We start from the raw sequence: 7,399 nt of genomic DNA, 5'->3' as shown, positions 1-7,399 counted from the left end.
GGTGCGGAGGGCGTGGAGTTGGGCCAGGCGGGGGTGTTCGTCGTTGCGGCGGGTGACGAGCCGGGGGTGGGGGGGGGGGGCGGGGGGGCCCCGGCGAGGGGGTGGCGGTCAGTGGTGGATGCCGATGGCGTCGCCGATGCTGTGGACGCGGAGGGCGTTGGTGGAGCCGGGGGTGCCGGGGGGCGAGCCGGCGACGACGACGACCTTGTCGCCCTTCTGGCAGCGGCGGAGTTCGAGGAGGGCCTGCTCGACCTGGCCGAACATGGCGTCGGTGTGGTCGGCGTGCGGGACGACGAACGTCTCGACGCCCCACACGTGGGCGAGGCGGCCGCGGACGGCGGGCACCGAGGTGAAGGCGAGCAGCGGGATCGGGGAGCGGTAGCGCGACAGGCGGCGGGCCGTCTCGCCGGACATCGTGAAGGCCGCGAGCGCCTCGGCCCCGACGATGGCGCCGACCTCGGCGGCGGCGCGGGCGATGGCCCCGCCGACGGTCTCGGGCATCCGCTCCAGGGTGTGCGTGGCGTGCAGCGCGGCCTCCTCGGCGGTCTGCACGATGCGGCTCATCGTCAGGACGGACTCGACGGGGTACTGGCCGACGCTGGTCTCGCCGGACAGCATCACCGCGTCGGCGCCCTCGAAGACGGCGTTGGCGACGTCGGAGGTCTCGGCGCGGGTGGGCCGCGGCGCGGAGATCATCGATTCGAGCATCTGGGTGGCGACGATGACCGGGCGGGCCTTCTCGCGGCACAGCTCGATGGCGCGCTTCTGGACGATCGGCACCTGTTCCAGGGGCAGCTCGACGCCGAGGTCGCCGCGGGCGACCATGATCCCGTCGAAGGCGGCGACGATCTCGGGGAGGCGCTCGACGGCCTGCGGCTTCTCGATCTTGCCGATGAGGGGGACGCGGACGCCCTCCTCCTCCATGATCTGGTAGCAGATGTCGGCGTCGGCGGGGGTGCGGACGAAGGAGAGCGCGACGAGGTCGACGCCCAGGCGCAGGGCCCAGCGCAGGTCGCGCTCGTCCTTGTCGGTGAGGGCGGGGACGCTGACCGGGACGCCGGGGAGGTTGAGGCCCTTGTTGTCGGAGACCATGCCGCCGACGGTGACCTTGGTGCGCACGCGCGTCCCGTCGACGCCCGTGACCCTGAGGCCGACGCGGCCGTCGTCGATGAGGACGGTGTCGCCCGGGCTGACGTCGCCGGGCAGGCCCTGGTAGGTGGTGGAGACCTCGCGGCGGGTGCCGGGGACGTCGTCGGTGGTGATGGTGAACTCGTCGCCGAGGGTGAGGCGGACGGGACCGTCGGGGAAGCGGCCGATGCGGATCTTGGGGCCCTGCAGGTCGGCCAGGATGCCGACGCCGCGTCCGGTCGCGTCGGCGGCGGCCCGGATCCGGTGGTAGACCTCCTCGTGGACGGCGTGGTCGCCGTGGCTCATATTGAGGCGCGCGACGTCGATGCCGGCCTCGACGAGGGCGTTGATCTGCTCCGTACTGGAGCAGGCGGGGCCGATGGTGCTGACGATCTTCGCTCGACGGGTCACGTGCACAAAGAGTACTTCGTTCAGCGGGTCCCGCGCGCAGACCACACCTTGTTACCCGCTGGTACCGACATTCATGCAGGTTATGGTCGCCGGGGGTTCACCGAGTGGTCTAGACCGAGGTCTAGACCAGACGGCGCGGCTCACCGCTTGAACGCCTCGACGGCGGCCTGGCCGAACGCCTTGAGGTCGTCCGGCTTGCGGCTGCTGACCAGGACGTTGGGCCCGTCCTCGCAGATCCGCACCTCCTCGTCCACCCAGGTCGCACCGGCGTTGCGCAGATCGGTCCGGACGCTCGGCCACGACGTCATCGTGCGGCCGCGGACGACGTCGGCCTCGATGAGCGTCCACGGGCCGTGGCAGATGACCGCGACGGGCTTGCCGGCGTCGAAGAACGACCTGGCGAACGCGACGGCCTTGGGCTGGGTGCGCAGGTAGTCGGGGTTGGCGACGCCGCCGGGCAGGACGAGCCCGTCGAACGCGCCGGGGTCGGATTCGTCGACGGTGGCGTCGACGGGGAAGGTGTCGCCCTTGTCGAGGTGGTTGAACGCCTGCACGCGTCCGGGCGCCGTGGAGATCAGGCGGGGCGTGCCCCCAGCCTGCTCGACGGCCGTCCAGGGTTCGGTGAGCTCGACCTGCTCGGTCCCCTCGGGCGCGCAGAGGAAGGCGATGGTCCTGCCCTGGAGGTCGTTGTTCGGCATGGTCGTTCTCCTGTTCGGATGGGGTTTCCCGTGGCCCTGCCCGTCATTGGCGGGTGGTATGCAGGAGGTGTGAATCCGACCGGTTATCGCGAGTTCCCGGAGCCGGGGCTGGCGTGCTCGTGGACGGCGGCGCTGCCCCGGGACGCGGAGCCGTTCCTGCAGCGCGTCGTGCCCGACGGCTGCGTGGATCTGATCTGGTCGGAGACGGGCATCCTCGTGGCCGGGCCGGACACGGGGCCGATCCCGGCGGTGATGCGGCCGGGCGACGCGGTGGCGGCGGTGCGGTTCGGGCCGGGGACGGCGCCGCCGGTCCTGGGCGTCCCGGCGGACGCGATCCGCGACGGGCGGATCCCGCTGCGGGACCTGTGGGGCGGCGAGGCCGACCGGCTGGCGGAGGCCGTGGCGGCGGCCGGCGACCCGCGCGCGGCGCTGGTCGCGGCGGTGCGGGAGCGGATGCGGCCCGCCGATCCGCTCGTCCCGAGGGTGGTCGCCGGGGTGGCCGCCGGTTCGGTGCGGGGCGTGGCGGACGGCCTCGGCCTCAGCGAGCGGCAGTTGCGGCGGCGTTCGCTGGCGGCGTTCGGCTATGGGCCGAAGACCTTGCAGCGGGTGCTGCGGTTCCAGCGGGCGCTGAGCCTGGCGCGGGCGGGCGAGCCGCTCGCCGGGGCCGCGTTCGCGGCGGGCTACGCCGACCAGGCGCATCTCGCGCACGAGGTGCGGGACCTGGCGGGCGAGCCCGTCCGGAACCTGCTGTGAGCCAGGGCACGAGCCCCTTTCGGAGTCAGGGCTTGAGGCGGCCGTAGGCGCGGAGGGTCCGCAGGCGCTCGACGGTGATGACGCCGCGCCATTCGGGGCGGGTGATGGGCGTCCAGCTCGGGAAGGCGACGTCCCAGCCGCCGTCGTCGTCCTGCGCGTCGGTCAGGGCGTCGAGGTGGGCGTCGATGACGTCGGCGGTGAAGAGGCGGCGCCCGTGGCCGCCGGGATGCGGGGCGAAGTCGAGCGGGAAGTGCTGTCCACCTTCGGCGTGCGGGTCGAGGGCGACGGGCGCGGCGAGGGCGTCGCGGACGCGGGCGAAGGCGGCCTCGGCGCGGTCGCGGTCGGGGACGTGGTCGAGGAACGTGAGGATGGAGAGGGCGTCGTAGGGGCCGGGCTCGGCGCCGGAGCCCTCCAGGTGGCGCCAGCAGAAGTCGGTGGCGGGGCCGAGCCACGGGTGGTCGGATCCGGCGCGGTGCAGCATTCCGGCGAGGGCCCCGGTGGGGTTGATGCTGCCGGGCGGGTCGTCGGGCGTCTGCCACCACGGCGCGTGCGGGGTGCCGCGGACGCTCGGCAGCACGAACGGCACTCCCCCGCCGGGCGCCGTGATGGACGCCAGGTAGTCGCCGATGCGGGCGACGGCCGGGTCGTCGTCCGCGCCGGCCTCGTGGAGGAGATCGAGGGCGTGCTGGGCGGGGACGGGCTGGCTGCCCTCGCCGCGCAGGTCGGGTTCGAGGGCGTGGCCGTAGCCGCCGTCCGGGTTCTCGTAGCCGCGGAGGGCGGCGAGGACGGGCCCGGCGGGTCCGCCGCGGAAGTGGAGGGCGAACCGGTGCCGGTCGATGAGACGGCCGTTGACGCGCATGAACTCCGCGGCGCGGTCGAGGCCGGTGTCGTGCAGAACCTTCATGCCTCGACCGTAGAGCGGCCGCATCCGGCCGGTCTTGTAGGAAACGGACACCCGCAGGAGGAAACGGACACCCGCGGGACGGGGTGGGCCCGGCCACCCCAGCGGTGGGTGACCGGGCCCCTGATGTCCCGCGTGCGGGTGCGGGAGCGAGCGGGTCCACGGGCGGCGAGCCATGGCTCCGAGCGTCGCCGCCGAGTGGTGAACCTTGGCGGGACCGTAGCCGACCTGCCCGAAGACTACAAGGGGGCGCACGGGAAGCGGCCGTCCCCCGCCGATCGGCTGGTCGCGGCGGCGGTGGGACGGCGGTTCCGGACGGGGCCCGTTCTGTGGTCTGCTGTGCGACATGAGTGATCCGCTTGACGAACGTGACGTGGCAGGTGAGCCGCTGGCCGTGGTTGCGCGGGCGGCGGGGCCGTACTTGGCGGGGCTCGCGGAGCGTCCCGTCCACGACCGGTCGCGGGACGCGCTGCTCGACGAGCTGGACGGCCCGCTGCCGGAGAAGGGGGACGGCTCGGTCGCGGCCGTGGAACGGCTGGTGCGGGTGGGGACGGAGGCGGCGACGCATTCGTCCGGGCCGCGGTTCTTCCATCTCGTGGTGGGCGGGGCGACGCCGGCGGCGATGGCGGGCGACTGGACGACGTCGCTGCTGGACCAGGGCGCGGGCCTGTGGGTGATGTCGCCGCTGGCCACGCGGGCGGAGACGGTGGCGCTGCGGTGGCTGAAGGAGCTGTTCGGGCTGCCCGCGTCGTTCGCGGGCGTGCTGACGCCGAGCGCGACGCTCGCGCACGTCACCGGGCTGGCGTGCGCCCGGTCCTGGTGGGCGGACCGGTTCGGCGTGGACGTGACGTCGCGCGGCCTGGCGGGGCTGCCGGCGATGCCGGTGCTGAGCAGCGGGCTGGTGCACGTGAGCACCCGCAAGGCGCTGCAGATCCTGGGCTGCGGCCGGGACACGATCCGGACGTTCTCCCGGGACGACGCCGGGCGGGTCGATCTCGCGGCGATGGACGCGGAGCTGGCGCGGCTCGGCGGCCGGGCGGTGATCGTGGCGAACCTCGGCGAGGTCAACACCGGCGACTCCGACCCGATCGGCGATCTCGCCGACCTCGCGGAGCGGCACGGCGCCTGGCTGCACGTGGACGGCGCGTTCGGCATGTTCGCCGCCCTGTCGCCCCGGACGGCCCATCTCGCGGCGGGCGTGGAACGTGCCGACTCGGTGACGGCGGACGGGCACAAGTGGCTGAACGTGCCGTACGAGAGCGGGTTCTCGTTCGTCCGCGACCAGGCGCTGATGACCCGCGCGTTCGGGACGTGGGGCGCGGCGTACCTGCCGGACGGCGACGACGAGCGGATCAATTACAACATGCTGGGCCCCGAGTCGTCGCGGCGGGCGCGGGCGCTGCCGATCTGGGCGACGCTGCGCGCGTACGGCCGGGACGGCTACCGGACGATGGTGGAGCGGCATCTGGACGTCGCCCAGCACCTGGGCGGGCTTGTCGAGGCGGCGCCCGACCTGGAGCTGCTCGCGCCCGTGCAGTTGTGCGTCGTGTGCTTCAGGTACCGTCCGGACGGCGTCCCGGAGGAGCGCCTGGACGACCTGAACGCGCGCCTGGGCGAGGCGCTGCTCGCGGACGGCCGCGTCTACGCGGGGACGAGCGCGTACCGGGGCATGACGGTGTTCCGGCCGGCGCCGCTGAACTGGCGGACGACGAAGGCGGACGTGGAGCGGCTGGTCGACGTCCTGCGGGAACTCGGCACGCGCCTGGACGCCTGATCCGCCGGGCCGTCTCCCGGCACGCGACGTCGCCGGGCCGGGGCCGGTGCGCTCCGGCTGCGACCCGGCGGCGCCTCCCGCGTCAGGAGACGCTGCCGCCCCAGGACGCGGACTCGTCGAGCTTCTCGAAGGGCTGGGTGAGGCTGAACCAGCAGCCGGAGTCGTCGCGGAAGACGGCCTCGATGCCGTAGGGGCGCTTCTCCGGCGCGTGGAGGAACTCGACGCCCAGGGCGGACATCCGCTCGTAGTCGGCCTGGCAGTCGTCGGTGCTGAACGCCCCGGCGCCGAGGACGCCCTTGGCGATGAGCGCCCTCATCTGCTCGGCGGATTCGGGGTCCATCGTCGGCGGGCCAGGGACCATGAGCGCGAGGCTCAGTTCGGGCTGGTCCCTCGCGCCGAGGGTGACCCAGCGCATCCCGCCCTCGCCGAGCGTCATGTCGTCGCGGACCTCCAGGCCGAGCTTCTCGGTGAAGAACGCCTTGGCCGAGTCCTGGTCGAGCACCCAGACGGTGGCCAGCCTCAGGTTGGTGATCATTTCGGTGTCTCCTTCGTGACGCTGAGCGTGCGCGTCCACGCTAGGAGCCCGGCGGCCCGGCCGCCTTCTCGAAAGTTGCTGCCTTCCCAGCTCAGCGGGCCTCGGCCCGCGCGGAAGCCGCGAGTGCTCACGGAAGCCGCCCGCGAATCCTCGCCGATGCCGCCCGCTAGTCCTTGCGGAAGCCGCCCGCCCAGAACAGCACGAAGCAGCCGGGGATCGCGGACGCGCCGCCGGCGCGGGCGGTCCGGCGGAACTCGGTCGGCGTCATCCCGACCTGCTGCTTGAAGCGGGTGCAGAACGAGCCGAGGCTCGTGAAGCCGACCATCATGCAGATCTCGGTGACGGTGAGGTTCGCGGTGCGCAGCAGGTCCTGGGCGCGCTCGACGCGCCGCCGCGCCAGGTACCGGCCCGGAGTCTCCCCGTAGACGTCGTTGAACAGCCGGACGAAGTGGTACCGCGAGTAGCCGGCGCGCGCGGCGACGGCGGCGACGTCCAGGGGCTCGGCCCAGTCGCGGTCCATGGCGTCCCTGGCCAGCCTCATACGGCGCAGCACCTCCGTGTCCAGGGCGGACGTCGCTGTTCCCATGCCTAGATGCTGGCACATCCACACCGACAACTATTTTTGTCTTGACAAATCTGTTTGTCGGGTGCGAGGCTGACGACACCAGCCCGGAAGCAACGAAGGAGCGCACGATGACCACCACGACGACGATCCGGAACACCGCCGACTCCGCCCCCGCCCGTACCTGGAGCGTCCGGCGCGTGCGCGCCGCGGCCGTCGCCGCGGCGGTGGCGATCAGCACCGTCCTCTACCTCGTCGCCTCGGCGGCGGGCGTCGACTTCCTGCTGACCGACCCGGGCAAGACCGAGGCGTACCACCTGAAGACCTTCGACGTCGTCCTGATCAGCGCGGTGTCCGGGCTGCTGGGCTGGGGCACGATGGCGGTCCTGGAGCGGTTCACCCGCCACGCCCGGACGGTCTGGAGCGTCCTCGCCGGGGCCGTCCTGGTGCTGTCGTTCGTGCCGATCGGCCTGGAGCAGGCGTCGGCGGCCACCCGCGCCGTGCTGACGATCATCCACATCGCCGTCGCCGTCGCCCTCCTCCCCCTCCTGCGCCGCCCCGGCCGATGACCTCTCTTGGACCAGAGCACAGCCACGACCCGCCGGGCGACGGGCTGTTTCGCAAGACGCGCCAGCGG

At 73.4% G+C, this 7,399-nt stretch carries 8 protein-coding genes; 3 read left to right on the top strand and 5 right to left on the bottom strand.

Going from position 1 to position 7,399, the window contains the following annotated elements; genetic code table 11:
- Positions 1-108: 108 nt before the first annotated feature.
- Together pyk and ACH34T_RS44390 are read right to left on the bottom strand one after the other, a co-directional pair.
- The gene (gene pyk, locus ACH34T_RS44395; protein ID WP_396027058.1) at positions 109-1,539 is read right to left on the bottom strand and encodes a pyruvate kinase; all 1,431 of its coding nucleotides are present in this window, start codon (positions 1,537-1,539) and stop codon (positions 109-111) included.
- A gap of 140 nt (positions 1,540-1,679) precedes the next feature.
- Positions 1,680-2,237, bottom strand: coding sequence for a type 1 glutamine amidotransferase domain-containing protein (locus ACH34T_RS44390; protein ID WP_396027057.1), 558 nt, complete (start codon positions 2,235-2,237; stop codon positions 1,680-1,682).
- 69 nt (positions 2,238-2,306) lie between these two features.
- Here ACH34T_RS44390 and ACH34T_RS44385 point away from each other — a divergent pair, with 69 nt between their 5' ends.
- On the top strand, positions 2,307-2,990 hold the full coding sequence (locus tag ACH34T_RS44385; RefSeq protein WP_396027056.1) for a helix-turn-helix domain-containing protein: 684 nt from the start codon (positions 2,307-2,309) through the stop codon (positions 2,988-2,990).
- 25 nt (positions 2,991-3,015) lie between these two features.
- Here the strand turns inward: ACH34T_RS44385 and ACH34T_RS44380 are convergent, their stop codons facing one another.
- Entirely contained in the window at positions 3,016-3,894 is an 879-nt protein-coding gene (locus ACH34T_RS44380; protein WP_396027055.1) for a hypothetical protein, read from the bottom strand.
- 343 nt (positions 3,895-4,237) lie between these two features.
- On the opposite strand from ACH34T_RS44380, the gene ACH34T_RS44375 reads away from it, so the two are divergent.
- Positions 4,238-5,665 (top strand): pyridoxal phosphate-dependent decarboxylase family protein, encoded by a 1,428-nt coding sequence (locus ACH34T_RS44375; protein WP_396027054.1) that lies wholly within the window; start codon positions 4,238-4,240, stop codon positions 5,663-5,665.
- A gap of 82 nt (positions 5,666-5,747) precedes the next feature.
- On the opposite strand, the gene ACH34T_RS44370 is transcribed toward ACH34T_RS44375, so the two are convergent.
- Positions 5,748-6,200: a VOC family protein gene (locus tag ACH34T_RS44370; protein ID WP_396027053.1), complete on the bottom strand. Its 453-nt coding sequence runs from the start codon at positions 6,198-6,200 to the stop codon at positions 5,748-5,750.
- Positions 6,201-6,366: 166 nt separating this feature from the next.
- The gene (locus ACH34T_RS44365) at positions 6,367-6,786 is read right to left on the bottom strand and encodes a helix-turn-helix transcriptional regulator (protein ID WP_396027052.1); all 420 of its coding nucleotides are present in this window, start codon (positions 6,784-6,786) and stop codon (positions 6,367-6,369) included.
- Positions 6,787-6,893: 107 nt separating this feature from the next.
- Here ACH34T_RS44365 and ACH34T_RS44360 point away from each other — a divergent pair, with 107 nt between their 5' ends.
- Positions 6,894-7,331: a DUF6069 family protein gene (locus tag ACH34T_RS44360; protein ID WP_396027051.1), complete on the top strand. Its 438-nt coding sequence runs from the start codon at positions 6,894-6,896 to the stop codon at positions 7,329-7,331.
- Positions 7,332-7,399 lie beyond the last annotated feature (68 nt).

Source organism: Actinomadura sp. 9N215, assembly GCF_044326345.1.
Classification (GTDB): Bacteria; Actinomycetota; Actinomycetes; order Streptosporangiales; family Streptosporangiaceae; genus Spirillospora.
Note: the sequence above shows the minus strand (reverse complement) of the source record. Positions and strands in the feature narration are given on the sequence as shown.

Excerpts from the sequence above, each read along its gene's own strand:
- ACH34T_RS44365 (WP_396027052.1), bottom strand. The coding sequence starts at position 6,786 with ATGGGAACAGCGACGTCCGCCCTGGACACGGAGGTGCTGCGCCGTATG.
- ACH34T_RS44375 (WP_396027054.1), top strand. The coding sequence starts at position 4,238 with ATGAGTGATCCGCTTGACGAACGTGACGTGGCAGGTGAGCCGCTGGCC.
- ACH34T_RS44380 (WP_396027055.1), bottom strand. The coding sequence starts at position 3,894 with ATGAAGGTTCTGCACGACACCGGCCTCGACCGCGCCGCGGAGTTCATG.
- ACH34T_RS44370 (WP_396027053.1), bottom strand. The coding sequence starts at position 6,200 with ATGATCACCAACCTGAGGCTGGCCACCGTCTGGGTGCTCGACCAGGAC.
- ACH34T_RS44390 (WP_396027057.1), bottom strand. The coding sequence starts at position 2,237 with ATGCCGAACAACGACCTCCAGGGCAGGACCATCGCCTTCCTCTGCGCG.
- ACH34T_RS44360 (WP_396027051.1), top strand. The coding sequence starts at position 6,894 with ATGACCACCACGACGACGATCCGGAACACCGCCGACTCCGCCCCCGCC.